Genomic DNA, 24,672 nt, shown 5'->3' with positions numbered 1-24,672 from the left:
AACTTTTAACCTTCACCGTTCGCGGAGTCGTCACCCTGTGAAGGGGACTTGCGACCGCGAAAATCAATCAGGCTGTCGACAATGGCCAAAACCACGAGCAACGGATACATCAGCTGCATGAGCAGCGGCAGCGTCACGTACATCCCCACCAGCCAGAAACCGGCCAGTCGTCGCTGCGCCACCAACCCATGAACCAGGGCGATGCCAGCAAGCAGCAGCACCAGGCTGGAGGCGGTGGCCAGGACGATGAACGACGACCCGAGGAACGGGCCCAGCACCATCAATGACACCAGCACCAGCATTGGCACCAGCGGCAGCCTCAGCTCGCGAAACTCGCGGGCGAAACCACCAGGGTTGTACAACGCCGCCTGCCAATAGCGCGCCAGCATCAGGGCCAGCAGGCTGAACAGCTGCAGCATTACCGCACTGGAAGCGACCAGCAACGGGCCGATCAGCTCACCAGGTAGTACCGGTTGGCCCTCGATCTGCGGCAGGGCTTTTTCAAGCGCCTTGGCCAGCACCTCGAAGGTCTCGCGCATCACCGCATCCAGGATCAGGCTGTACAGCAAGCCTAATGCGACACTGGACAGCAGCACCCGGGTCCAGGAATGCCCGGCCCGCAACAAGGCGGCCAGACTCAGCGTTCCCAGCAGCACCAGCAAGGTGCTCGGTTCGCCGAAGTACGCCAGGATCACCGCTGGCAAAAGGCCCCAGGCGATAATCGATGACGCGTCCTTGAACCCGCGCCGCAGGAACACCAGGCTCCCGGCGGCGGCACTCAACCAGAACAGCAACGGCAGTACCGCGCTGATGACCACCACCAGGGTGGCCTGCACACGACCGCGCATGATGAAACCAGCTAACGCTCGCATGCTTATCCCTTGCTACTTAAGTCGACGACCCGGTCTCAGCGGCCGTGGCTGTCGGTGTAGGGCAGCAGGGCCAGGAAGCGGGCGCGCTTGATAGCGGTAGCCAGCTGACGCTGATAACGAGCTTTGGTACCGGTGATGCGGCTTGGAACGATCTTGCCGGTTTCGGATACGTAAGCTTTCAGGGTGTTGAGATCTTTGAAGTCGATCTCTTTCACGTCTTCAGCAGTGAAGCGGCAGAATTTACGACGACGGAAGAAACGTGCCATGTAATAGGCTCCTCAAAAGGTCCGTGGATTACTCGTCAGCGTTATCGCTGTTGTCGCTGTCATTGCTGTCGTCGCCTTCGGCGCCATCAGCATGCTCAGGACGTTCGCGACGCTCACGGCGCTCGCTGCGGTTCTCTTCTGCCTTGAGCATCTCGGACGGGCCGGTAACGGCTTCGTCGCGACGGATGACCAGGTTACGGATCACGGCATCGTTGTAGCGGAAGTTGTCTTCCAGCTCGGCCAGGGCCTTGCCGGTGCACTCAACGTTCAGCATCACGTAGTGAGCCTTGTGAACATTGTTGATTGCGTAGGCCAGTTGACGACGGCCCCAGTCTTCCAGACGGTGGATCTTGCCGCCGTCTTCTTCGATCAGCTTGGTGTAACGCTCAACCATGCCGCCGACTTGCTCGCTCTGGTCCGGGTGAACCAGGAAGATGATTTCGTAATGACGCATGAATGCTCCTTACGGGTTAGTAGTCTGCCAGCGAATCTGGTCAGACAAGGAGTGAATGACACTGTAAGTCTTGCCCCGGCGTGTAGGCGCATGCGCACCGGCCAGCTGGCAAGGGGCGCAATTGTAGAGAAGGCCGGGGGGACAAGCAAGGTGATTGGCGAATATTTGAACAGCCGGAAACATATTTCGCGGGTATTCATGGAAGGAGGGAGCGGGCTTGCCCCGCGATGCGATGGCAAACCCTCCACCGCCATCGCGGGACAAGCCCGCTCCCACGAGCCCGCCCCACAGGCAATGAATCAGCGCTTGGCCTGACGCTGCCTTACTGCCTCGAACAGGCACACCCCGGTCGCCACCGAGACGTTCAGGCTGCTGACGCTGCCCGCCATTGGCAGCTTGACCAGGAAATCACAGTGCTCGCGGGTCAGGCGACGCATGCCCTTGCCTTCGGCGCCCATGATCATCACCAGCGGGCCAGTCAGGTCCTGCTGGTAGATCTCCTGCTCGGCTTCGCCGGCGGTGCCGACCACCCACAGGCCACGCTGCTGGAGTTTTTCCAGGGTGCGGGCGAGGTTGGTCACGGCCACCAGCGGAATCACTTCCGCGGCGCCGCAGGCCACCTTGCGCACCACGGCAGTCAGGCTCGCGGACTTGTCCTTGGGGATCACCACGGCGGTGGCACCGGCAGCATCGGCGGTGCGCAGGCAGGCGCCAAGGTTGTGCGGATCCGTGACGCCATCGAGCACCAGGATCAGCGGCGGCGTTTCGGTGCGTTCGAGCAACTCCTCGAGCATCAATTCGCCCCACACCTGGCTCGGGCTCACCTCGGCGACAACGCCCTGGTGCACGCCCTCGACCCAGGTGTCGAGCTCACGGCGCTCGGCCTGGCCGACCTGGACGCGGTTTTCCGCGGCCAGGGCCAGCAAGGCCTGGATGCGCGGCTCGCTGCGCCCCTCGGACAGCCAGATCTGCTTGACGCGCTTGGGGTGGTGCTGCAGCAGTGCCTGCACCGCATGTACACCGTAGATCTTTTCCAGCTGACTCATGACTTGTTCTTGCCTTTACGTGGCGCGCCGGACTTGGGCGGCCCCTTGCGATGCTTGGTCGGCTTGCCGGAAGACTTGCCACCCTTCTCCGACTTGCTGCCGGCATGGCCGCTGGCGCGCGCCTCGCCCATCAGCGCCTTCTTCATCTCGCGGCTTTTACGCACCTCGGCGTTGCGCTGCACGGCGTCCTTCGGGAAGTAGGCCTCGGCGCTTTCGCTCTTGCGGCTACGCGGCTTGGGCGAAATCTTCGCTTCGGGGGCGGGCGCCTTTTCGGTTTCAGGCTGCGCTGCGACGCTGCGCGGCTTGCGGCCAACCGGCGCGGTAACGGTCTTCTCGGACATCTCGAAGTCGATCTTGCGCTGTTCGAGGTCGACGCGCATGACCTTGACTTCCACCGTATCGCCCAGGCGGAAGCTGCGACCGCTGCGCTCACCCGACAGGCGGTGGTGTACCGGGTCGAAGTGGTAGTAGTCGCCCGGCAGGGCGCTGACATGCACCAGGCCTTCGACATAGATGTCGGTCAACTCGATGAACAGGCCGAAACCGGTCACTGCGGTGATCACGCCCGGGAAGGTCTCGCCGACACGATCACGCATGTACTCGCACTTGAGCCAGTTGACCACGTCGCGGGTGGCCTCGTCGGCGCGGCGCTCGGTCATCGAGCACTGCTCGCCCATCTGCTCGAGGCTGTTCTCGTCGTACGGATAGATGCGCGCCTTGGGGATGCTCATGGCGCCGGCACGCTTGACGTGCGGGGTATCGACCTTGGAGCGGATCACGCTGCGGATGGCGCGATGCACCAGCAGGTCCGGATAACGACGGATCGGTGAGGTGAAGTGGGTGTAGGCCTCGTAGTTCAGACCGAAGTGGCCATTGTTCTCGACGCTGTACACCGCCTGGCTCAGCGAGCGCAGCATGACGGTCTGGATCAGGTGGAAGTCCGGGCGCCCGGCGATGCTCGCCAGCAGTGCCTGATAATCCTTTGGGGACGGATCCTTGCCTTTGTGCAGGCTCAGGCCCAACTCACCGAGGAAGGCACGCAGTTTTTCCAGGCGCTCTGGTGGCGGGCCGTCGTGCACGCGGTACAGCGAAGGCACGTTGTGCTTCTGCAGGAATTCGGCGGTGGCAACGTTAGCCGCCAGCATGCACTCCTCGATCAGCTTGTGGGCGTCATTGCGCACAGTCGGACGAATTTCGTCGATCTTGCGGTCTTCGCCGAAGATGATGCGGGTTTCCTGGGTTTCGAAATCGATCGCGCCACGGGTGTGGCGGGCATCGACCAGCACCTTGTACAGGTTGTACAGGTTCTTCAGGTCCGGCAGGACTTCCTTGTATTCCTCGCGCAGCGCCTTGCCCTCGCGGGTGCGGGCATGCTCGAGCATGCTGCTGACCTTGTTGTAGGTCAGGCGGGCATGGGAGTGGATCACCCCTTCGTAGAACTGGTAGTCGACCATCTGGCCGGCCTTGTTCATGGTCATTTCGCAGACCATGGCCAGGCGATCGACATGCGGGTTCAGCGAGCACAGGCCGTTGGACAGTTCCTCCGGCAGCATCGGTACCACGCGCTCGGGGAAATATACCGAGTTGCCGCGCTGCTGGGCCTCGACGTCCAGGGCCGAGCCCAGGCGCACATAGCTGGATACGTCGGCGATCGCCACGTACAGGCGCCAGCCGCCGGAGAACAGGCGCAGCTTGCCCAGGGGTTCGCAGTAGACGGCGTCGTCGAAGTCGCGGGCGTCCTCGCCATCGATGGTGACGAACGGCAGGTGGCGCAGGTCTATGCGCTTCTCCTTGTCCTTCTCCTCGACTTCGGAGCGGAACTTGCGCGCTTCCTTGATCACCTCCTGCGGCCAGACATGCGGGATGTCATAGCTGCGCAGGGCGATGTCGATCTCCATGCCCGGCGCCATGTAGTTGCCGATGACCTCGATCACGTCGCCCTGGGGCTGGAAGCGCGGGGTCGGCCAGTGGGTGATCTTGATCGCCACGAACTGACCGATCTTGGCGCCGCCGTTGCGACCGGCGGTGACCAGCACTTCCTGCTGGATCTTCGGGTTGTCCGGCGTCACGTAGCCGATACCGCCCTCTTCGAAGTAACGGCCGACCACGCTTTCGTGGGCTCGGGAGATGACTTCTACCAACACGCCTTCGCGGCGGCCACGGCGGTCGACACCGGATACCCGGGCCAGGCCGCGGTCGCCGTCGAACACCAGACGCATCTGCGCCGGGCTGAGGAACAGGTCTTCGCTACCGTCGTCGGGGATGAGGAAGCCGAAGCCGTCACGGTGGCCGGAAACGCGGCCGCAGATCAGGTCGAGCTTGTCTACCGGGGCATAAGTGCCGCGCCGGGTATAGATAAGCTGGCCATCGCGCTCCATGGCACGCAGTCGGCGGCGCAGGGCTTCGATCTGGTCTTCTTCGTAGAGACCGAACTCTTCAGCCAGCTGTTCACGGGCAGCCGGTTCGCCACGATCGGCCAGGCGCTGCAGGATCAGCTCACGGCTGGGGATAGGGTTGTCGTATTTTTCCGCTTCGCGAGCGGCCTCGGGATCGAGGGATTGCCAATCGGCCATCAGAAGGGGTTCACCTTGGGGTATATAGATATGAATTCTGGCATAGGCGTATTGAAACCGGAAATGTCAGCCTTGGACAGCCCCGGCAGCATGTCCATAGAGCGGCAATAGGCCCATGGAATCAACAAGTTGAATTTTTTGAAATTTTTTTCGTTCGGGGGGTTTACAGGCATCAGGAGCGTCCGTATAGTGCGCACCACAACGACGGACAACCCCGAAGTTGTAGTAGAGATGAACGACGCTGTAAAGCATCTTGTAGTTTCGAATGTGTGCCCAGGTGGCGGAATTGGTAGACGCGCTGGTTTCAGGTATCAGTGACTTAACGGTCGTGGAAGTTCGAGTCTTCTCCTGGGCACCAAAATTTTCAAGTAACAGATGACCAAGGATCTGTTACTACTGTGTGAAAGCGAACGATAGTCGCCTTCATCAGATGATTCAAAGCTTTGCCCAGGTGGCGGAATTGGTAGACGCGCTGGTTTCAGGTATCAGTGACTTAACGGTCGTGGAAGTTCGAGTCTTCTCCTGGGCACCATACAAAAACCCACTAGCTTGCTAGTGGGTTTTTTCTTGCCTGCGTTTTTTGCAACCACCCGACGCGCCCCTGTAGGAGCGGCCTTGTGCCGCGAAAGGGTCGCACAGCGACCCTGGCGATCTTGGCGTGAACGCTAAAACCGAGGGCCGCTGCGCGCCCCTTTCGCGGCACAAGGCCGCTTCTACACAGATCCCATGAATTTCCCGTCATCCGGCCACTTGAGAAACGATTTCGTTTACCATTGTTTCCAAATATGTAGCCGTAAGCGAGGAAGTACCCGCATGACGATCCGCCCGCAACCGCTGATGCGCACCCTGGCCGCCGCAGTTCTGAGCCTGGTGATCGGCGCTCCGGCCGCCCTGGCAGACGAGCCGGTCACGTTGACGATGTACAACGGCCAGCACAAGGAAATCGGCGACGCCATTGCCAAGGCCTACGAGACCAAGACCGGCATCCATATCAATATCCGCAAGGGCAGCAGCAACCAGCTGGCCAGCCAGATCATCGAGGAAGGCGAACGCTCGCCGGCCGACATCATCTACACCGAGGAATCCCCGCCCCTGAACAACCTGGGCGAGCTCGGCCTGCTGGCGAAGATCGACGACGCCACCGCGAACATGATGCCCAAGGAATACGTGGGCGCCAACGGCACCTGGATGGGCATCACCGCCCGCACCCGCATCGTGGTGTTCAATCCGAAGAAGATCGACGAGAAAGACCTGCCGACCACGGTCATGGACTTCGCCAACCCCGAGTGGGAAGGACGTGTCGGCTATGTCCCCACCAGCGGCGCCTTCCAGGAACAGGCCGTGGCCATCCTGAAGATGCACGGCCGCGAAGCCACCGAAGAATGGCTGACCGGCCTGAAAGCCTTCGGCAAGACCTACACCAACAACATGGTTGCCCTCAAGGCCGTGGAAAAGGGCGAAGTGGCCGCCGTACTGGTGAACAACTACTACTGGTATGCGCTTGAGCGCGAACGCGGCAAGCTGGACTCCAAGCTCTACTACCTGGCCGATGGCGACGCCGGCAACCTGGTCACCATTTCCGGTGCCGCGGTGGTCAAGGCCAGCAAGCACCCCAAGGAAGCCCAGGCCCTGCTCAACTGGATGGCCAGCGAAGAAGGCCAGCGGGTGATCACCCAGACCACCGCCGAATACCCGCTGCACAAGGGCATGGTCTCGGACCGCGGCCTGAAGCCGTTCGATGAGCTGCGCCCGCCGAAGATCTCGCCGGCGGACCTTGGCAACGCCGAGGAAGCCATCGAGCTCGAACGTGAGGTTGGCCTGCTCTGATGACCGCCGCCCTGCCCTCGCCCTCCCTGTCGCGCTTTGTGCCGAAACGCAAGCGGCCATCCGTCTGGGTGCTGCTGCCCGTGCTGTTCCTGGTGGCGATGAGCCTGCTGCCATTGCTGTACGTCGGGCTCAAGGCCTGGGACGCCGGCTGGCATGAAGCCCTGCGCCTGCTGTGGCGCCCGTTTGTATGGGGACTGCTGCGCAACACCCTGCTGCTGATGGTCGGTGTCACGGTCCTGTGCCTGGTGGTGGGCGTGGCCCTGGCCTGGCTGCTGGAGCGCAGCGACCTGCCGGGTCGGCGCTTGTGGGGCGTGGTGCTGTGCCTGCCGTTCGCCGTGCCGTCGTTCGTCAGCAGCTTCACCTGGGTGTCGCTGAGTTCGGACTTCGAGGGGCTGGGCGGGGCCATCTTCGTGATGGCGCTGTCGAAGTACCCACTGGTGTTCCTGCCGGTGGCCGCCACCCTGCGCAACCTGGACACCTCCCTCGAGGAGTCGGCGCGCACCCTGGGCTGCAGCCGCTGGGGCGTGTTCCGCAAGATCACCCTGCCGCTGCTGTGGCCATCGATGCTCGGCGGCGCGCTGCTGATCGCCCTGCATATGCTGGTGGAGTTCGGCGCCCTGTCCATCCTTGGCCTGCAGACCTTCACCACGGCGATCTACCAGCAGTTCGAGCTGGAATTCAGCAACGCCAATGCGGCCATGCTCTCGGCGGTGCTGCTGGTGCTGTGTCTGGCGATGCTATGGCTAGAACTGCGGGTGCGCGGCAAGGCCCGCCATGTGCGCATCGGCCAGGGCGTGGCGCGCCGCGCGCAGCCGGTGCGCCTGCGCGCCTGGACGCCGCTGGGACAACTGTTCTGCCTGGCGCTGGCAGTGCTGGGCAGCGGCATTCCGCTCGCCATGCTCGGCTACTGGCTGAGCGTCGGTTCGTCCGCGGCCTTCCCGGTCGCGGCCATCGGCAAGGCCCTGGCCACTTCGCTGTCGGTATCCCTGGGCGGCGCCGGCTTCTGCGTGCTGCTGGCCCTGCCGATCAGCTTCCTGGTGGTGCGCTACAAGGGGCGCCTGGCGATCTGGGCCGAGCGCCTGCCCTACCTGCTGCACGCCCTGCCCGGCCTGGTGATCGCCCTGACCCTGGTGTTTTTCGCCCTGCATTATGTGCCGGCGCTGTACCAGACCACCGCGCTGCTGATCCTGGCCTATGCCCTGCTGTTCCTGCCCCTGGCGCAGTCGCCGGTGCGCACGGCGCTGAACAAGGCCTCGCCGACGCTGGAAGAAGCCGCGCGAACCCTGGGTGCGAGCAGTTTCGCGGCGTTCTGCCGAGTCACCCTGCCGATTATCTTCCCGGCGATGGCGGCGGCGTTCGCCCTGGTGTTCCTGGATGCGATGAAGGAGCTGACCGCAACCCTGCTGCTCAGCCCGACCGGGATGACCACCCTGGCCACCGAGGTGTGGGCGCACACCGCCAACGTCGAGTTCGCGGCGGCGGCGCCTTATGCGGCACTGCTGATCGTGGTGTCGGGGTTGCCGGTGTATCTGCTGACTACGCGGATGTATCTGAACAAGGCGTAAGACCCGCTGGGGCCGCTTTGCGGCCCAATCGCGACACAAGGCCGCTCCCACAGGTAATGCACCGACTTCAAGATCAGCGCCGAACCTGTGGGAGCGGCCTTGTGTCGCGATGCGAGGGCGCAGCCCTCGCCCGAATCATGCCCTGAACTGCCCCAGGCTGGCCCGCAACTGCGCCGCCAGGTCATCCAGCACCTTGCTGCTGGCCGTGGTCTGCATCACCACCTCGGCCGAACGCTCGGCCTGGGCATGGATGTTCTCCACCCGCCCACGTACCGCCTGAGCACCATTGGCCTGCTGCTCAGCAGCGCGAGTGGCCAGACCGATCGCCGCATGCACCTGCTCCACCGCCGCCTGCACCGACTGCTGGCGACGCTCGTTGTCACGCAGCACCAGCAGGCCTTCGCTGGCCTGGCGCCCGGCCTGGCTGATGGTCGCCACCGCCTCCTTGGCCCCCTGCTGCAGGGCGGCGATATGCGACTGGATATCCCCGGTCGAGCTCTGCGTCTTGCTCGCCAGCGCCCGCACCTCGTCGGCCACCACGGCGAAGCCGCGCCCGGTCTCCCCGGCCCGCGCCGCCTCGATGGCGGCGTTCAGCGCCAGCAGGTTGGTCTGCTCGGCGATGCCATGGATCACCGTCAGCACCACCTCGATCTGTTCACTCTGCTTGGCCAATCGCTCGATCACCTGGGAGCCGGTCTGCACCTCTCCGGCCAGGTTCTCGATCAAGCGCGCCAGCTGGGTGGAGGCACGACTGTTCTCGTCGGTGGCCTGACGAATGTCCACCACCTGCTGCAACGCCGCCTGCATGGCATGGCTCTCGGCCTGGGCCTCGTCGGCCATGCTCGACAGGTCGCGCAGGCTGGCCGCCACTTCGTCGCGCTGCAGCGCGGCGGCGGCATCGGCGCCCGCGTTGCGCTGGGCCATGCTGTCGATCTCGACACCGGTGCGCTGCGCCACCTCGCCGGCCTCGCGGACGATGGGCTGAAGCTTGTCGACGAAGCGGTTGACCGCCGAGGCCATGTCGCCGATCTCGTCACGGCTGTCGAGCTTGACCCGCTTGGTCAGGTCACCCTCGCCCGCAGCCAGGTCGTTCAACGCGGCAATCAGCAGGCCGAGCTTGCTCAGCACCCGGCGCCCGAGCACCACGGCCACCACCAGCAGCACGCCCAGCCCCACCAGCACCAGCCCCAGGCCGATACGCCAGCGCAGCTCGGCGGCGGCGTCGCGCACGGTCTGCGCGGTATTGGCCTGCATCGCCGTGGCGCTGTTCTGCGCCGTCTCCAGGCGCGCGCGCAGGGCCTTGCCGCTGTCGGCTGCGGCAGCCACCAGGCTGTCGCCGACCAGTTGCTCGCCGCTGGCGATCAGCGCGGCGAAACGTTGGTCGAGGGCCTTGAGTTCCTGGTCGACACCCGCGGTGGAGACGCCCATCAGCACCTTGCCGATCTCGGCGCCGTTGGGGTTGATCGAGGCCTCGACGTAGTACACCGACGGATCCTTGCGCGCGGCATCCAGCACCTTGTCCAGCGCCCGCTCGCCCTGCCCCTTGTCCATCAACGCCTGGTTGATCGGGTTCTGCCGGTTGAGGTAGCGGGTCAGGTGCTGCCCCTGAGCGTCGTCGTAGATCACGAACAGCACGTTGGGGTTGCGCTGGGCGCGACGGGCAAAGTCCGACAGCGTCGGCACGTCGTTGTCCCAGATCGCCCGCGGCGCGACCGAGGCCAGCAGCTCGGCCATGTCATTGGCCGAGTCCTTGAGGTTCTTCTCCAGGGTGGCCCGCAGCTGCTGCTGCTCGCCCTGCAGACGCTCGGAGAGGCCGGCACTGAGGCGCTGGCGGGTACTGGCCGACAGGCTGTCGAGCCCGGCGCGGACATCCTGCCCGGCCTGCTCCAGTTCGGCGGCCAGTTTCTGACTGTCGTTCCCCAGGCGCGCGCCCAAATCGGCCTCCAGGGCGGTGACCGTGCTCCGTGTCAGTGCAACAGCGACCAGCACCTGCACCAGAAGAGCGATACCAAGCGCAACAAACACAGGCCGCAAGAGGCGGCTTCGTAACAGTGAAAGGATGGCAGACACGTTGTAACCCTCGTGTTTCTGGCGCCATTACTTTGATGGCATCTACAGAGTCTTCTTACAGCAAGGGTTGTGCCTGAGGCAGCAGGTATAAACGCCAATGAGTAGAAGGGGGTAAGGCATTTGTGCAACGCCACCCTTGCTCGCAAATGAAAACGCCGCGCTCCCTTGCGAGAGCGCGGCGTTCAATCAGCTACCGAAGTGGCCGATCAGGCGAACGGATGACGCAGCACGATGGTCTCGTTGCGGTCCGGGCCAGTCGAGATGATGTCGATCGGCGCGCCGACCAGCTCCTCGATGCGCTTGATGTAGTTGCGCGCGGCTTGCGGCAGCTCTTCCAGGGTTTTCACGCCCAGGGTCGACTCGCTCCAGCCCGGCATCTCTTCGTACACCGGCTCCAGGCCGATGTAGCTGTCGGCATCGGACGGCGCGTCGATGACGGCACCGTTCTCGTTCTTGTAGCCAACGCAGATGTTGATGGTTTCCAGGCCGTCCAGCACGTCCAGCTTGGTCAGGCAGATACCCGAGATGCTGTTGACGTCGATGGCGCGACGCAGGATCACGGCATCGAACCAGCCGCAACGACGGGCACGGCCGGTGGTCGAGCCGAACTCGTGGCCACGCTTGGCCAGGGTCGCGCCGGTCTCGTCGAACAGTTCGGTCGGGAACGGACCGGAACCGACGCGAGTGGTGTAGGCCTTGGTGATGCCCAGGATGTAGTCCAGGTACATCGGGCCAACGCCGGAACCGGTGGAGATGCCACCGGCGGTGGTGTTGGAGCTGGTGACGTACGGGTAGGTACCGTGGTCGATGTCCAGCAGCGAGCCCTGGGCGCCTTCGAACATGATGTCCTTGCCGGCGCGGCGCAGGTTGTGCAGTTCGGCGGTGACGTCGAGCATCATCGGCTTGAGCTGCTCGGCGTAGGCCATGCACTCGTCCAGGGTCTGCTGGAAGTCGATGGCCGGCTCTTTGTAGTAGTTCACCAGCTGGAAGTTGTGGTAGTCCAGCAGCTCACCGAGCTTGGCGGCGAAACGCTCGCGGTGGAACAGGTCGCCCACGCGCAGGCCGCGGCGCGCCACCTTGTCTTCGTAGGCCGGGCCGATGCCACGACCGGTGGTGCCGATCTTGGCTTCGCCACGGGCCTTCTCACGGGCCTGGTCGAGGGCCACGTGGTACGACAGGATCAGCGGGGCAGCCGGGCTGATACGCAGGCGCTCGCGCACCGGCACGCCCTTCTCTTCCAGCTTGGTGATTTCACGCATCAGGGCGTCGGGAGCAACGACCACGCCGTTGCCGATCAGGCACTGCACGCCTTCACGCAGGATGCCCGAGGGAATCAGGTGCAGAACGGTCTTCTCACCGTTGATCACCAGGGTGTGACCCGCGTTGTGGCCACCCTGGTAGCGCACTACGGCGGCAGCATGTTCGGTCAGCAGATCGACGATCTTGCCTTTGCCCTCATCACCCCACTGGGTGCCCAGGACGACGACATTCTTACCCATAACACTTGTCCTCATTCACGCAAACTTGGTTGCCGGCCCAGTGCCGGCGAAGAATCTCAGTGGGTCAGCGGCAGTACCTGCCAGCGCCCGTCTTGCTGAATCAATTGCCGATCACAATCCGCCTCGAAGGCAGCACTCAACGGCTGGCCAGGCAGGGCCTGGACCACACGCTGGCCTTCGTTGCGCAACTGGCAGACTTGCTGCCAGAGGGCCGCATCGCTGCTATCGGGCATCCAGATGCCGCCAGCAGGCAATACGACCTCCGCTCGCCCCAGTGTGACCAGGGTCTTCAAATCCGTGGAGAATCCGGTGGCCGGGCGTGCCCGGCCAAAATCGGCTCCGATGTCGTCGTAACGGCCACCCTGGGCGATCGACTGACCTTCGCCCGGCACGAATACCGCGAACACCACGCCGGTGTGGTAGTTGTAGCCGCGCAGCTCACCGAGGTCGAAGTACAACGGCAGGTCCGGATAACGCGACGCCAGGCGATCGGCGATCGCCAGCAGGTCGTCCAGCGCCGCCAGCACGCTGGCCGGGGCACGACCCAGGCGCACGCGGGCCTCGGCCAGCACTTCACGGCCGCCGCACAGCTCGACCAGGGCGCGCAGCATGTTGCCCAGGTCCTTCGGCAGGTCGGCGGTGAGCGCCTGCACTTCGTCGACAGCCTTGCGCTGCAGGGCGTCGAACAGCTGCTGCTCGACCGCGCCAGACAGGTTGGCGGCACGGGCCAGGCCACGGTAGATACCGACATGGCCAAGGTCCATGTGCACATCCGGCACATCGGTCAGTTGCAGCGTGGCGAGCATCAGGCTGATGACCTCGACATCGCTGGTAGGGCTGGCGTCGCCGTACAGCTCGGCGCCCAACTGGATCGGGCTGCGCGAGGTGGACAGGGCACGCGGTTGCGCGTGCAGCACGCTGCCGGCGTAGCACAGGCGGCTCGGACCTTCACGGCGCAGGGTGTGGGCGTCGATGCGCGCCACCTGCGGGGTGAAGTCGGCACGGAAGCCCATCAGGCGGCCGGACTGCGGGTCGACGACCTTGAAGGTGCGCTGGTCCAGGTCCTGGCCGGCGCCGGTGAGCAGCGACTCCAGGTACTCGATATGCGGCGTGACGACCAGTTCGTAACCCCAACTCTGGAACAGGTCCAACACCTGACGCCGCGCGATCTCGATGCGCGCGGCCTCAGGTGGCAGTACTTCCTCGATGCCATCTGGCAGCAGCCAGCGGTCTACCGTTGCCATTACGCCATTTCCCCTCTGGTCCGGGCGGCCTGCCCGCAGGCGAGCCGTGAGTAAAGCAGGCGTTGGCGCACAATAGCGGGCAGCACTGATCCCAGCGCAACCACCGTAGCCAACACCCTCGAATTGCCTTGCGTCCTGACCAAACCGTCAACAAGCCATGGGCCGATCAACCTTGCAGACGCAAAAAAGCCGGGAATTTCCCGGCTGCCGCATCATACACCCCTTTTCATTCAGGATGCACCCCGCCTGGCATTTTAGCTGCCAGACGGGGCGCCCCGTCATGAGAGCAGCATCAGGGCTTGCTCTTGTCCAGGTAACGGAAGAACTCGTTCTTCGGGTCCAGGACCAGTACGTCGCTCTTGCTCGAGAAGCTCTCGCGGTAGGCCTGCAGGCTACGGTGGAACGCATAGAAATCAGCGTCCTGGCTGTAGGCCTTGGCATAGATGGCAGCCGCCTGGGCGTCGCCATCACCGCGGGTCTCTTCCGCTTCACGATACGCCTCGGCCAGCAGCACGCGGCGCTGGCGATCGGCGTCGGCACGAATACCTTCGGCCAGCTCGTTACCCTTGGCGCGGTGCTCGCGGGCCTCACGCTCACGCTCGGTGCTCATGCGGTCGAACACGCTGCGGTTGACTTCCTTCGGCAGGTCGATGGCCTTGACGCGGACGTCGACCACTTCGATACCGAGTTCCTTGCTGGCCATGCGGTTCAGCGAGGCGGTGATGTCGGCCATCAGCGCGTCACGCTCACCCGACACCACCTCGTGCAGGGTGCGCTTGCCGAACTGGTCGCGCAGGCCGCTTTCCAGGCGACGCGACAGACGCTCGTCGGCGATCTGCTTCATGCCCGAAGTGGCGGTGTAGAAGCGCTCGGCGTCCTTGACCCGCCACTTGGCGTAGGCATCGACCATCACCGCTTTCTTCTCCAGCGTCAGGAAACGCTGGGTCGGGGCGTCGAGGGTCATCAGGCGGGCGTCGAACTTGCGCACCTGGTTCACGTACGGCACCTTCACGTGCAGGCCGGGCTGGACATCAGCCTTGACCACGCGGCCGAACTGCAGCAATACCGCGCGCTCGGTCTGCGAGACGATGTAGAAGCAGTTCCAGGCGACGATCGCCAGCACCACGGCGCCAATCAGGGCGAACAGCGATTTATTGCTCATCAGCGGCTCTCCCTGGAACGCAGCGGCGGTTGTTGTTGCAGGTCCTGCGCGGCGCGTGCGGCGGCGTCATTGACCGACGGCGAAACACCGCTGACCGGCGCTGGCGTGCTGTTGCGGCTGCCTTCGACCATCTTGTCCAGTGGCAGGTAGAGCAGGTTGTTCTGCCCGTCCTTGGTCGCCACCATGACCTTGCTGGAGTTGCTGTACACCTCCTGCATGGTTTCCAGGTACAGACGCTGACGGGTCACGTCCGGCGCCTTGCGGTACTCGGCCACCAGCTTGGTGAAGCGATCGGCCTCACCCTTGGCACGGGCGATGACCTCATCGCGGTAGCCATTGGCATCCTCGATGATGCGCTGCGCCTGACCGCGGGCCTCAGGCACCACGCCGTTGGCGTAGGACTCGGCCTGGTTGCGCGCACGCTGCTCGTCTTCACGGGCACGGATCACGTCGTCGAAGGCTTCCTGCACTTCACGCGGGGCTGCCGCGCTCTGTACGTTGACCTGGGTGACGGTGATACCGGTGCGGTAGGTGTCGAGGAAACGCTGCAGGCGCTCGCGGATATCCACGGCCATCTGCTCGCGGCCTTCGGTCAGCACCTGGTCCATCGAGGTGGAACCCACCACGTGGCGCAGGGCGCTGTCGGTCGCATGCTGCAGGCTGACTTCCGGCTGGTCGACGTTGAGCACGAAGTCCTGCAGGTTGCTGATGCGGTACTGCACGGTCAGCGGCACCTCGACGATGTTCTCGTCTTCGGTGAGCATCTGCCCCTGCTTGGTGTAGGCCCGCTCGCGGGTCACGTTTTCCATGTACTTGCGGTCGATCGGCGGGAAGTAGATGTTCAGGCCGGGACCGACGGTCTCGTAGTACTTGCCGAAGCGCAGCACCACGGCCTGCTCCTGCTCGTCCACCACGTACACGGCGTTGTACAGCCAGATAGCCGCCAATACCGCCAGGCCGATGCCCAGCAAGCCATAGCTGCCGCCCTTGCCGATATTACGGTCGCCACCGCCACCGCGTTTCTTGCCACTGCCGAACATGCCGTTCAGGCTGTCCTGCAGCTTGCGGAAGGCCTCGTCCAGATCCGGTGGACCTTTCTTGTCGCCACCACCGCCGCCGCCGTTACGGCGACCGCCCCAGGGATCCTGATTGTTCGAGTTGCCACCCGGCTCGTTCCAAGCCATAGCGCTCTCCATCTGATAAAGCAAAGACGCGCCCACGGCGCGCCGTCCAATGCTACAGAATGCCTGTCACCGCTGCCCGACGACCTCGACGGGCATTTATTGCAAAGTGTGTTGCTCGACAAACACTTGCGGCTCCATGCCTTCGCGGCTGACCAGGCGATTCAACTCGACCCTGGGCAGTCGCACGCTCAGCAGGCTGCGCCCTTCTTCATCATGCTCTTCACTCTGCACAGCACCCAAGGCAAAGAATTGCGCGCGCAGGCGGGCAAACCGTTGCTCCAGGCACAGGGTTCCGACATACAGGTCGTCCCCCAGCAACTCGGCAATCGCCTGGCCAACCAGCTCCAGGCCTCGTCCATCCCGCGCCGATACCCAGACCCGCTGCGGCTTGCCGTCGGCATCGCGCTGGATCTGCGGCTCGACATCTTCGAGCAGGTCGAGTTTGTTATAGACCTCGAGGATCGGCAAGCTCTCGGCCCCGATCTCGCCCAGCACCGCCAGCACCTGTTCGATCTGCTCCATGCGCTCGGGCTCATGGGCGTCGATCACGTGCAGCAGCAGGTCGGAGTTGCTCGACTCTTCGAGCGTAGCCCGAAATGCCTCGACCAGCTTGTGCGGCAGGTGGCGGATGAAGCCCACGGTGTCGGCCAGCACGATCGGCCCCAGGTCGGCCAGTTCGAGCCGGCGCAAGGTCGGATCGAGGGTGGCGAACAACTGGTCCGCGGCATACACCTCGGATTGCGTCAGGGCGTTGAACAGGGTCGACTTGCCGGCGTTGGTATAGCCCACCAGCGACACCGACGGGATATCCGCGCGCTTGCGCCCGCGACGGGCCTGTTCGCGCTGGCTGCGCACCTTCTCCAGGCGTGCCTTGATCTGGCGCAGGCGCACCCGCAGCAGGCGGCGGTCGGTTTCCAGCTGGGTTTCGCCCGGGCCGCGCAGGCCGATACCGCCCTTCTGCCGCTCCAGGTGGGTCCAGCCGCGCACCAGCCGCGTGCTCATGTGCTCGAGCTGGGCCAGTTCGACCTGCAGCTTGCCTTCGTGAGTACGCGCCCGCTGGGCAAAGATATCGAGAATCAGCCCGGTGCGGTCCAGCACGCGACACTCGAAGACGCGCTCGAGGTTACGTTCCTGGCTGGGCGTGAGGGTGTGATTGAAAATCACCAGGTCGGCTTCGGCCGATTGGACCAGGTCGCGCAATTCCTCGACCTTGCCGCTGCCGATCAGAAACTTGGCGGTGGGCTGATGCCGCGCCACTGTTACCAGCGAGACGATATCGGCTCCGGCCGACAGCGCCAGCTCCTGAAACTCCTGCGGGTCTTCGCGCGCCTCAGGGTTCTGACCTTCCAAGTGAACGAGCAGCGCTCGCTCACCACCACCGTGGCGCTCAAAGAACAATGCAGGCTCCTACTTTTTTCAAGCGTTGCCTTGCTCGCTGTCGCCGTGATCGGCATCGGACGGGCTTGGCAGGCGAACCGGACGGGCAGGTACGACAGTCGAAATGGCGTGCTTGTAGACCATCTGGCTGACGGTGTTCTTCAGCAGCACAACGAACTGGTCGAAGGATTCGATCTGGCCCTGCAGCTTGATCCCGTTGACCAGATAGATCGAAACCGGGACTTTTTCTTTTCTCAAGGTGTTCAAGTAAGGGTCTTGTAGCGAATGCCCTTTTGACATATGCCGCACTCCTGTAAGGATCAATAGTAGAAAATCAAGAAAATCGATAAATTATGCCGCCCGTCCGCAAGAATAGACGGCATTTGGCAGGGACTCAGCTCAATATGGAGACGGTCCCCAGGTATTTCAAGGTGCGGGACAGATTGTCGCAGGCCAGGCTATCCAGCCAGTGCACGCCTTCCCAGCCGCGCAACCAGGTGAACTGCCGCTTGGCCAGCTGGCGAGTGGCAATGATACCGCGTTCTCGCATCTCATTCTCAGTCAGCTGACCGTCGAGATAATCCCAGACCTGTCGATAGCCCACTGCCCGTATAGACGGCAGTTCCGCGTGCAAGTCACTTCTGGCCCGCAGCGTTCGGACCTCGTCGACGAAGCCCTGTTCCAGCATCTGCGAAAATCGTAACGCAATTCGCTGATGCAAAATGTGACGATCTGTAGGAGCAATCGCCAAACTCGCGACAGTATAGGGCAAATGCCCGCCCGCGCCTGCGTCTGCAGCGCTACTTTCCGCGAATTGACGCTGCCGGTGGGCGGTCATGGTCTGGCCACTGACCCGATACACTTCGAGCGCACGGATCAGCCGCTGCGGGTCATTCGGATGGATGCGCGCCGCGGATTCCGGGTCCACTTCGGCCAGCTGCCGGTGCAGCTCGGCCAGACCCAGCGTGGCGGCCTGGGCCTCGAGTTCGGCGCGCACCGCCGGGTCAGCCGCCGGCATGTCGGCCAGGCCATCGATCAGCGCCTTGTAATAGAGCATGGTGCCGCCGACCAGCAGCGGGATCTTGCCGCGCGCGGTGATCTCGGCCATGGCCTCGAGGGCATCGGTGCAGAATCGCTTGGCCGAGTAGCTTTCGGCGGGATCGAGGATATCGATCAAGCGGTGCGGGTGGGCAGCCAGCAGCTCTTTGGAGGGCTTCGCGGTGCCGATGTCCATGCCGCGATAGACCAGCGCCGAGTCGACGCTGATCAGCTCGCAGGGCAGCACTTTGGTCAGTTCGATGGCAAGATCGGTCTTGCCGGCCGCCGTCGGCCCCATGAGGAATATCGCCGGGGGTTTCGCATTCATCTCATCGACCCCGCAGGAACAGCTTGTCCAGGTCGTCCAGGCCCATCTGGGTCCAGGTCGGCCGGCCATGGTTGCACTGACCGCTGCGCTCGGTGTTTTCCATGTCGCGCAGCAGCGCGTTCATCTCCGGGATGGCCAGGCGCCGGTTGGCGCGCACAGCGCCGTGGCAGGCCATGGTCCCGAGCAGTTCGTTCAAGTGCGCCTGGATCCGGTCGCTGGTGCCGTATTCCATGAGGTCAGCTAGCACATCCTGCACCAGGCGGTTGGCCTCGGCCTGCTTGAGCAGCGCCGGGATCTGGCGAATCGCCAGGGTTTCCGGGCCCAGGCGCTGCAGCTCGAAGCCCAGGCGCTGGAACCACTGGGCATGTTCCTCGGCGCAATCGGCTTCGCGCTGGCTCAGCGCCAGCGACTCGGGCACCAGCAGCGGCTGGCCGCTCAGGCCTTCGCTGGCCATGGCCACCTTCAGGCGCTCGTACATGATCCGCTCATGGGCGGCGTGCATGTCCACCAGCACCAGGCCGACAGCGTTCTCGGCGAGGATATAGATGCCCTTGAGCTGGGCCAGGGCGTAGCCCAACGGTGGGATGTCGCCCTGGCTTTCCGGCAGCGCACTCGGCGTGGCGGTGGTGTTGTCCAGCGGCGCGTAGAACTCGCGGTAGACCGCCTGGGCCTCGCCGACGTTGACCGGCTGCGCGGGGCGCGGGGTGTACTGGTACTGATAGCCGGCGCCAGAGCCGCCGGAGGAGACGCCAGGACGCGCCTCGCCCTGGGGTTGCTCGAGCACCGGCGAAGCCAGGCGCATCTCGCCCTGCGGGCCGAACTCGCCGGCCTGCAGGCCGCTCGGGCGAAGCATCTCGCTGGTCGCGGTGGGTGCTGCGAGCTGGTCTTCCGGGCGCACATCGGCCAAGGCACGGTGCAGGGTGCCATAAAGGAAATCATGGACCGTGCGCCCTTCGCGGAAGCGTACTTCGTGCTTGGTCGGGTGTACGTTGACGTCCACTCCGGTCGGGTCGCACTCGAGGAACAGCACGAAGGTCGGGTGCCGGCCATTGAACAGCACATCTCGATAGGCCTGGCGCACCGCGTGGGCGACCAGCTTGTCGCGCACGGCGCGGCCATTGACGAAGAAGTACTGCAGGTCGGCCTGACTGCGCGAGAAGGTCGGCAGGCCGACCCAGCCCCACAGCCGCAGGCCGTTGCGCTCGACATCGATGGGCAGCGCCTGCTCGAGGAAGCCCGGGCCGCAGATGGCGCCCACGCGCCGCGCCCGGGCCATCTCGTCGGCGGCCTCGTGCAGGCTGAAGATGGTCTTGCCGTTGTGGCGCAGGTGGAAGCCGACGTCGAAGCGCGCCAGCGCCAGGCGCCGGATCACTTCCTGCAGATGGTCGAACTCGGTCTTCTCCGCCTTGAGGAACTTGCGCCGGGCCGGGGTGTTGAAGAACAGGTCGCGTACTTCGACCGAGGTGCCGACCGGATGCGCGGCGGGCTGCACCCGTGGCGTCATCTCGCGTCCTTCGGTTTCCACCTGCCAGGCTTCGCTGGCGTCGGCGGTGCGCGAGGTCAGGGTCAGACGAGCCACCGAGCTGATCGAGGCCAGGGCCTCACCGCGAAAACCGAGGCTGAGCACGCCTTCAAGGTCTTCCAGTTCACGGATCTTGCTGGTGGCGTGGCGCGCCAGGGCCAGCGGCAGGTCGTCAGGCGCGATGCCGCTGCCGTTGTCGCGTACCCGCAGCAGCTTCACGCCGCCCTGTTCGACTTCGACCTCGATGCGCCGGGCACCGGAGTCGAGGCTGTTTTCCAGCAATTCCTTGGCCACCGACGCGGGGCGCTCGACCACCTCGCCGGCGGCGATCTGGTTGGCCAGCCGCGGGCTGAGCAGCTGGATACGCGAACCGCCACTCATTGCTGGGACGCCAGGGCGGTGGTGGGGATGTCCAGGTGCTGGCCGACTTTCAGCTCATCTGTCTTCAGGCTGTTGCTGCTGCGCAGGCTGGCGACGCTGACCTGGTAGCGCACCGCGATCATCGCCAGTGTTTCGCCGGGACGCACAGTGTGTTCACGCGGCCCCTGGGCGATCTTGCCGCTGTCGCGCAGCCAGGCGATGTAGGTGCCCGGTGGCGGATTCTGCTGGAAGAACTGGCGCACGCCGGTGTGGATCGAGCGCGCCAGTGCCTGCTGGTGGCTGCGGGTGGCCAGCTTGGCGGCCTCGTTGGCGTTGGAGATGAAGCCGGTCTCGACCAGGATCGACGGAATGTCCGGCGATTTCAGCACCATGAACCCGGCCTGCTCCACACGTTGCTTGTGCAACGGCGTGACCCGGCCCATGTTGCCCAGCACCTTCTGCCCGACATTCAGGCTGGAGCTGAGGGTCGCAGTCATCGACAGGTCGAGCAATACGCCGGCCAGCATGCGGTCCTTGTCGTCGAGGCTGACGTTGCCGGCACCACCGATCAGGTCGGATCGGTTTTCCGTGTCGGCCAGCCAGCGAGCGGTCTCGGAGGTAGCGCCACGGTCGGACAGGGCGAATACCGAGGCGCCGAAGGCGGCCTTGGACGGCGCGGCGTCGGCATGGATCGAGACGAACAGGTCGGCGCCCTTCTTGCGGGCGATCTCGGTGCGCTTGCGCAGCGGGATGAAGTAGTCACCGGTACGGGTCAGCTCGGCGCGGTAGCCCTTCTCGGAGTTGATCTGGCGCTGCAGTTCCTTGGCGATATCCAGCACGATGTCTTTCTCATGCTGGCCACGCGAGCCGGAAGCACCCGGGTCTTCGCCGCCGTGACCGGCGTCGATGGCGACCACGATGTCACGCTTGCCGGCCGGGGCTGGCGGCAGCTTGATCGCCGGCTGCGCCGGGGTAACCGGCACCGCTGGCGTGGTGGCCGGCGGCTGCGGCGTCGGTGGCGGGGTCGGGTTGCTGGCGGCGATGGCGTCGGATTCCTGGTCGTACAGGTCGACCACCAGGCGGTTGCCATACTGGGCATTCGGCGCCAGGACAAAGCTTTTAGGCGAGACGGCCTTCTTCAGGTCGACCACCACGCGCAGGTCGGTGGGCGTGCGCTGGGCCGAACGCACGCTGCTGATCGGTGTGTTCGAGGTGGAGACGTTCAGCGGCGCGCCCAGGGTGGCGCCATTGATGTCGATCACCAGGCGATCGGGTGCGGTCAGGGTGAAGACGCTGTGCTGCACAGGCCCGGACAGGTCGAAGACCAGCCGCGTGTTGTCCGGAGCGCGCCACAGGCGCATGCTCTTGACTTGAGTGACGGCCAGCGCGTCAACGGTCACCGCGGTCAGCAGCAGCCCAACGACGGCGACCAGTGCGCGTATGCGCATACCTTTCCCCACTTACTGTTTGAATTCTTTGGCCAGAACGGCACACCAGGCTTCGCCGCGTACCCCCTGCGGCGACAGGTTCAGCGAACGTCCGCCCGCTTGCGGGCTTATGGTAATGGTCAGGTCGGGCTTTGGCAAAACGCCCGCGCCTTTATCCGGCCATTCGAACAGGCACAGCGCATCGTCCTCGAAATAGTCGCGAATGCCCATGAACTCCAGCTCCTCCGGATCGACCAGGCGATAGAGGTCGAAATGGAAGGCGCGGATGTCGCCGATTTCGTAGGGCTCGACCACCGTGAAGGTCGGACTTTTCACCGGGCCATCGTGGCCCAGGCCACGGATCAGGCCACGGGACAGCGTGGTCTTGCCGGCGCCCAGGTCGCCTTCGAGAAAGATCACGCCATGGCCGCCGGTCACTTCGGCCAGCTTCGTGCCAAAGGCGACGGTGGCTGGCTCGTCGGCCAGAAACAGGGTTAAACCTGACACGCTGAATGCTCCTCCAATAACGCTCTAATGACCGGGACCAGATCGCTGGCCGCCAGCCCTCTACCTTTGACACCCAGGCGCTCACCCGCACAAGCATGCAACCATACCCCCAGGCACGCGGCCTGCCAGGCGTCCAGCCCCTGGGCCAGCAACGCCGCCAGCACGCCGGTGAGCACATCGCCCAGCCCGGCACCGGCCATGGCCGGGTGCCCTCGCCCGCACTGCGCCAGTTGCCCGGCCGGATCGGCCACCAGCGTGCCCGCGCCCTTGAGCACGCAGACACTGGCATAGCGCCGCGCCAGCTTGCGCGCGGCCCCTGGTCGGTCGGCCTGCACCGCCTCGGTGGAGATGCCCAGAAGACGCGCCGCCTCGCCCGGGTGCGGGGTAAGGATGCTGCCGCTGGGCAACGCCAGTGGCGCGGCGGCCAGCAGGTTGAGGGCATCGGCGTCCCACACCTGCGGCAGGTGCGCATGGGTCACCGTCGACAGCAAGCTGCGGCCCCAGGCCGCCTGGCCCAGGCCGGGACCGACGACCAGCACCGAGGCCCGCGCGAGCGGGCCGAGCAACTGGTTGGCCGAACTCACGCCCTGCCACATCACCTCAGGCAGGCGGGCCAGCCCGGCGGTGACGTGTTCGGGACGGGTCGCCACACTGACCAGGCCGGCGCCGCAACGCAGCGCCGCCTCACTGCTGAGCATCACTGCGCCGCCGGTACCCAGGTCACCGCCGATCACCAGCACATGGCCGAAATCGCCCTTGTGGGCATCGGCGACACGTGGCGGCAGCCCGGCCAAGGTCAGGCTGCTCAGCAGTAATGGAGGGTGTTTGGTCTGAGGCATGGGGTCAAAGGCTCCGATGTCTGGCAGAATTATACGCACCTCCGCTTGTAATGCTTGCTCATCCATGTCCGCCAACCTCCCAGACATCGCCACACTGGCCCAATCGATCAAGGATTGGGGCCGCGAACTCGGTTTTGCCCATGTCGGCATCGCCGGCGTCGACCTTGGCGAACACGAACAGCACCTGCAGCGCTGGCTGGCCGCTGGCTACAACGGTGAAATGGAGTACATGGGCGACCATGGCCACAAGCGCTCGCGCCCGGCCGAGCTGATCCCCGGCACGCTGCGGGTGATTTCGTTGCGCATGGACTACCTGCCCGGCGACACGCAGATGGCCAAGCGTCTGGCGGAGCCGGAAAAGGCCTACATCTCGCGCTACGCCCTGGGCCGCGATTACCACAAGCTGGTGCGCAAGCGCGTGCAGCACTTCGCCGACCGCATCCAGGAGGCCATCGGTCCCTTTGGCTACCGTGCCTTCGTCGACAGCGCCCCGGTGCTGGAGAAGGCCCTGGCGCAGGAGGCCGGCCTGGGCTGGATCGGCAAGAACACCCTGTTGCTCAACCGCAAGGCCGGCAGCTACTTCTTCCTCGCCGAGCTGTTTGTCGACCTGCCGTTACCGATCGACGGCGTGCAGGGCAGCGATCATTGCGGGCGCTGCCAGGCGTGCATCGACATCTGCCCGACCCAGGCTTTTGTCGGGCCTTACCAGCTCGATGCGCGGCGTTGCATTTCGTACCTGACTATCGAATTGCGCGGTGCCATTCCACTGGAACTGCGGCCATTGATTGGTAACCGGGTGTTCGGTTGCGACGATTGCCAGATCGTCTGTCCTTGGAACCGTTTCGCCAAGACCACTACCGAAGACGACTTCATGCCTCGCCGGGGGCTGGACAATATTGAGTTGGCCGAGTTGTTCCTGTGGGATGAAAAGCGTTTTCTCGGCTGCACCGAGGGTTCGCCCCTGCGGCGGGCGGGGTATGAGCGGTTTTTACGTAACCTGGCGGTGGGCCTGGGGAATGCGCCTTCGACCGTTCCCGTCTTGGAAGCGCTCAACGCGCGGCGGGATGATCCTTCGGAGCTGGTACGCGAGCACGTGGAGTGGGCGCTGGCTCGCCACGACGCCCTTTGACGCTTGCTGGCTTTGGCTTTGGCTTTGGCTTTGGCTTTGGCTTTGGCGATCAGAAGGCTAACCCCACAGTCCGCTAGCGACAGCTGCGTCAGCCCAGGCGCCGCCCGTAACTTCGCGACTTCAGGAGGCCGAACGCAGGCCTTGCGGAGGGAGGTGACGGGCATGGATGCCCGTCAAGCGCTGGGGCCCAGGATGGGCCCTGCAGCGCGGTCCTCCCGGGAGCAAGGCCGGAGTGAGGGGACCCGGAGCGAAGCGTAGGGCCGGATGAATGGAGCGAGGATTTTTTGGTTCCTTTTTGATCCTTCAAAAAGGGACTCGCCGTAAGGGCGAAAAGGTGACTATGCGTCAGTATAGCTAATGAATGCGCTTACAACTGTGAAAAC

Annotated in this window: 19 protein-coding genes, 2 tRNA genes and 2 pseudogenes; 5 read left to right on the top strand and 18 right to left on the bottom strand. The window is 64.4% G+C overall.

Annotated features, from left to right (window positions below; genetic code table 11):
- Window positions 1–5: 5 nt before the first annotated feature.
- From DMX06_RS04305 to rnr, 5 genes are all read right to left on the bottom strand, one after another.
- Entirely contained in the window at window positions 6–872 is an 867-nt protein-coding gene (locus DMX06_RS04305; protein WP_110734918.1) for a hypothetical protein, read from the bottom strand.
- Between the two features lie 35 nt (window positions 873–907).
- Entirely contained in the window at window positions 908–1,138 is a 231-nt protein-coding gene (rpsR, locus tag DMX06_RS04300; RefSeq protein WP_003249563.1) for a 30S ribosomal protein S18, read from the bottom strand.
- Window positions 1,139–1,166: 28 nt separating this feature from the next.
- A complete protein-coding gene (rpsF, locus tag DMX06_RS04295; protein ID WP_011535936.1) occupies window positions 1,167–1,592 on the bottom strand; it encodes a 30S ribosomal protein S6 in 426 nt (141 codons plus the stop codon).
- A gap of 299 nt (window positions 1,593–1,891) precedes the next feature.
- Window positions 1,892–2,638, bottom strand: coding sequence for a 23S rRNA (guanosine(2251)-2'-O)-methyltransferase RlmB (rlmB, locus tag DMX06_RS04290; protein WP_110734916.1), 747 nt, complete (start codon window positions 2,636–2,638; stop codon window positions 1,892–1,894).
- A complete protein-coding gene (gene rnr, locus DMX06_RS04285) occupies window positions 2,635–5,211 on the bottom strand; it encodes a ribonuclease R (RefSeq protein WP_110734913.1) in 2,577 nt (858 codons plus the stop codon). Before rnr ends, rlmB begins: the two co-directional genes overlap by 4 nt.
- Before the next feature lie 271 nt (window positions 5,212–5,482).
- On the opposite strand from rnr, the gene DMX06_RS04280 reads away from it, so the two are divergent.
- From DMX06_RS04280 to DMX06_RS04265, 4 genes are all read left to right on the top strand, one after another.
- Window positions 5,483–5,569, top strand: a tRNA-Leu gene (locus DMX06_RS04280).
- Between the two features lie 87 nt (window positions 5,570–5,656).
- A tRNA-Leu gene (locus DMX06_RS04275) sits at window positions 5,657–5,743 on the top strand.
- A gap of 281 nt (window positions 5,744–6,024) precedes the next feature.
- The gene (locus DMX06_RS04270; protein WP_110734910.1) at window positions 6,025–7,038 is read left to right on the top strand and encodes an extracellular solute-binding protein; all 1,014 of its coding nucleotides are present in this window, start codon (window positions 6,025–6,027) and stop codon (window positions 7,036–7,038) included.
- Window positions 7,038–8,603, top strand: coding sequence for an ABC transporter permease (locus tag DMX06_RS04265; protein ID WP_110734909.1), 1,566 nt, complete (start codon window positions 7,038–7,040; stop codon window positions 8,601–8,603). Before DMX06_RS04270 ends, DMX06_RS04265 begins: the two co-directional genes overlap by 1 nt.
- 135 nt (window positions 8,604–8,738) lie before the next feature.
- Here DMX06_RS04265 and DMX06_RS26730 read toward each other — a convergent pair.
- The 13 genes and pseudogenes from DMX06_RS26730 to DMX06_RS04205 form a co-directional block, all read right to left on the bottom strand.
- Window positions 8,739–9,254 (bottom strand): annotated as a pseudogene (locus tag DMX06_RS26730) (methyl-accepting chemotaxis protein); the annotation flags it as partial.
- A 390-nt stretch (window positions 9,255–9,644) separates the two neighbouring features.
- Window positions 9,645–9,857: pseudogene (locus tag DMX06_RS26725) on the bottom strand (methyl-accepting chemotaxis protein); the annotation flags it as partial.
- Window positions 9,858–10,879: 1,022 nt separating this feature from the next.
- Window positions 10,880–12,172, bottom strand: a complete 1,293-nt coding sequence (locus DMX06_RS04255) for an adenylosuccinate synthase (RefSeq protein ID WP_028688256.1) — start codon at window positions 12,170–12,172, stop codon at window positions 10,880–10,882.
- A 56-nt stretch (window positions 12,173–12,228) separates the two neighbouring features.
- Window positions 12,229–13,416, bottom strand: a complete 1,188-nt coding sequence (locus DMX06_RS04250; protein ID WP_110734905.1) for an ATP phosphoribosyltransferase regulatory subunit — start codon at window positions 13,414–13,416, stop codon at window positions 12,229–12,231.
- A 292-nt stretch (window positions 13,417–13,708) separates the two neighbouring features.
- Entirely contained in the window at window positions 13,709–14,578 is an 870-nt protein-coding gene (gene hflC, locus DMX06_RS04245; RefSeq protein ID WP_110734902.1) for a protease modulator HflC, read from the bottom strand.
- Window positions 14,578–15,762 carry an FtsH protease activity modulator HflK gene (gene hflK / locus DMX06_RS04240; RefSeq protein ID WP_110734900.1) on the bottom strand — a complete coding sequence of 395 codons (1,185 nt, stop codon included), beginning with the start codon at window positions 15,760–15,762 and terminating at the stop codon, window positions 14,578–14,580. The genes hflC and hflK overlap by 1 nt, the downstream gene beginning before the upstream one ends.
- 96 nt (window positions 15,763–15,858) lie before the next feature.
- Window positions 15,859–17,160, bottom strand: coding sequence for a ribosome rescue GTPase HflX (hflX, locus tag DMX06_RS04235; protein ID WP_050707076.1), 1,302 nt, complete (start codon window positions 17,158–17,160; stop codon window positions 15,859–15,861).
- An 18-nt stretch (window positions 17,161–17,178) separates the two neighbouring features.
- Window positions 17,179–17,439, bottom strand: coding sequence for an RNA chaperone Hfq (gene hfq / locus DMX06_RS04230; protein ID WP_028688261.1), 261 nt, complete (start codon window positions 17,437–17,439; stop codon window positions 17,179–17,181).
- Window positions 17,440–17,533: 94 nt separating this feature from the next.
- On the bottom strand, window positions 17,534–18,505 hold the full coding sequence (gene miaA / locus DMX06_RS04225) for a tRNA (adenosine(37)-N6)-dimethylallyltransferase MiaA (protein WP_110734897.1): 972 nt from the start codon (window positions 18,503–18,505) through the stop codon (window positions 17,534–17,536).
- Between the two features lies 1 nt (window position 18,506).
- Window positions 18,507–20,408, bottom strand: a complete 1,902-nt coding sequence (gene mutL, locus DMX06_RS04220; RefSeq protein ID WP_110734895.1) for a DNA mismatch repair endonuclease MutL — start codon at window positions 20,406–20,408, stop codon at window positions 18,507–18,509.
- Window positions 20,405–21,835 (bottom strand): N-acetylmuramoyl-L-alanine amidase, encoded by a 1,431-nt coding sequence (locus DMX06_RS04215; RefSeq protein WP_110734892.1) that lies wholly within the window; start codon window positions 21,833–21,835, stop codon window positions 20,405–20,407. The genes mutL and DMX06_RS04215 overlap by 4 nt, the downstream gene beginning before the upstream one ends.
- Before the next feature lie 12 nt (window positions 21,836–21,847).
- Window positions 21,848–22,321, bottom strand: coding sequence for a tRNA (adenosine(37)-N6)-threonylcarbamoyltransferase complex ATPase subunit type 1 TsaE (gene tsaE / locus DMX06_RS04210; protein ID WP_110734889.1), 474 nt, complete (start codon window positions 22,319–22,321; stop codon window positions 21,848–21,850).
- Entirely contained in the window at window positions 22,309–23,160 is an 852-nt protein-coding gene (locus DMX06_RS04205) for an NAD(P)H-hydrate dehydratase (RefSeq protein WP_110734887.1), read from the bottom strand. The genes tsaE and DMX06_RS04205 overlap by 13 nt, the downstream gene beginning before the upstream one ends.
- Before the next feature lie 64 nt (window positions 23,161–23,224).
- On the opposite strand from DMX06_RS04205, the gene queG reads away from it, so the two are divergent.
- The gene (queG, locus tag DMX06_RS04200) at window positions 23,225–24,289 is read left to right on the top strand and encodes a tRNA epoxyqueuosine(34) reductase QueG (RefSeq protein ID WP_110734885.1); all 1,065 of its coding nucleotides are present in this window, start codon (window positions 23,225–23,227) and stop codon (window positions 24,287–24,289) included.
- Window positions 24,290–24,672 lie beyond the last annotated feature (383 nt).

This window comes from Pseudomonas mosselii, assembly GCF_003205295.1.
In the GTDB taxonomy this organism is placed as follows: domain Bacteria; phylum Pseudomonadota; class Gammaproteobacteria; order Pseudomonadales; family Pseudomonadaceae; genus Aquipseudomonas; species Aquipseudomonas mosselii_B.
This window is presented reverse-complemented; position numbering and strand designations above follow the sequence as displayed.